The organism is Pseudomonas sp. E45-MNA-CIBAN-0222 (assembly GCF_040310405.1).
Taxonomy (GTDB): domain Bacteria; phylum Pseudomonadota; class Gammaproteobacteria; order Pseudomonadales; family Pseudomonadaceae; genus Stutzerimonas; species Stutzerimonas stutzeri_AC.
Window position 1 is genome coordinate 1 of record NZ_JBEOPU010000045.1, and the last position, 1,597, is coordinate 1,597.

Here is a 1,597-nt window from a genome sequence, read left to right on the forward strand (position 1 = left end):
CAGAGCGTGTGAAAACGCACTGAAGATAGGCAAATCCAACGCCCCGACTGGTTCGGGGCGTTGGTGTTTTTGATGTTTGGAAATGGAAAGCGGGATTTACCCCAACAGCTCGATCAACCGACGGGCACCCAGCACATTGATGGCACGTTTCAGGTTGTAGGCGTTGACCGCCAGGGCCATTTCCGTACGCGCTCCCCTCAGTTGTCGGAGCAGGAAGCGGCCATTACCCAAAATCCATTGCTTCAGGTTGCCGAAGGGATGTTCGACGATGGATCGGCGCCTGACCATCATCTCTGGATGCGCCTGCATCCGCTGATTCATGCGTTCGAACGCGGCTTCATGGACATGCCGACTCACGTGTCGACGTTTAGCCTTGGTGCAGCGTATTTTCAATGGACAGCCCGCACAGTCATCCTGCACGGCATAGATGCGCTGCAGGCCACTGACCTGCTTGAACAGTAGCCATTTGCCCGCCGGGCATTGGTACTGGTCGTGGGTGGCGTCATAGGTGAAGGCGTCACGCTCGAACAGCGGTGTATCGTCACCCTGATTGTTGATCCCCCGGTTTGCCGGTACATAGGCCGTGATCTTTGCATCGTCACAGGCTTGAAACTGCTCGCCATTGGAGTAGCCGGCATCGGCTGTAACCATCAGTTCTTCCTGCTCCAGCACAGCCTTGGCAGTTTTGGCCATCGGCTCTAGTTGCTGGTTGTCGCTGCCATCCTGAGTGACGGCGTGATGCAGGATCAGCCCATGCTCGCCATCTACCGCGCTTTGCACGTTATAAGCCACGCGAGCACCCTGGTGGGTACGCATCATGCGGGCCTCATCCTCTCCGACGACGAACTGATCCAGCCCCTGTACCTCCATCAACGCCTGGGCTGTCAGGTTATCGGCATGTCGGCTCTCCAGGTGCTGCAGCACAGCCTTGACCGCACTGCGATCAACCACTTCAGCCGCCTCACTGCGGTCAGCCTCGTCCAGTTCGGCCAGATAACGGCTTATCTGCGCCTCCAGCCTGGCTTGTTGGCGCTTGAGCTTCGTCAGGCTCAGATGCTTGCGTTGCGACGCTACCGCCTGAAACTTGCTGCCATCGATGGCCACGAGCTGCCCGCTGATCAGTCCCACCTGGCGACAGAACTGGACGAAGGTGCGGCAGGTCGCCTGAAAAGCAGCACTGTTGTCCTTGCGAAAATCGGCAATGGTCTTGAAATCCGGTGCCAATCGGCCCAGCAGCCACATCACCTCGACATTGCGTTGGCACTCGGCTTCCAAGCGCCGGGAGGAGCGGATGCGCTGGAAGTAACCATATAGATAAAGCTTGAGTAGATCCGCCGGATCATAACCAGGACGTCCAGTCTTGAGCGGCTCAGCCTTGCTGAACCCCAGCACCTTCAGATCCAGACGAGCTACATAGGCCTCGATCACCCGTACCAGATGATCCTCAGGAACCAGCTCTTCCAGTGTCGGCGGAAACAGGCTGTTTTGTTGCCGACCTTCACCTTGGATATAGCCCATAAACGACAATGCCCCTATCGACCGATAGAGGCATTGTCTTCACCTTGCACTCAGACTGCTAGGTTTTCACACAGTCTGG

The 1,597-nt window shown here is 57.2% G+C and carries 1 protein-coding gene; it reads right to left on the reverse strand.

Annotated features, from left to right (window positions below; all coding sequences use genetic code 11):
* Positions 1 to 96: 96 nt before the first annotated feature.
* Positions 97 to 1,518 (reverse strand): IS1182 family transposase, encoded by a 1,422-nt coding sequence (locus tag AAEZ08_RS22700; protein WP_500125149.1) that lies wholly within the window; start codon positions 1,516 to 1,518, stop codon positions 97 to 99.
* Positions 1,519 to 1,597 lie beyond the last annotated feature (79 nt).

What these genes read in the sequence shown, in the direction of transcription:
- AAEZ08_RS22700 (WP_500125149.1), bottom strand. Translation starts at nt 1,518, where the DNA reads ATGGGCTATATCCAAGGTGAAGGTCGGCAACAAAACAGCCTGTTTCCG.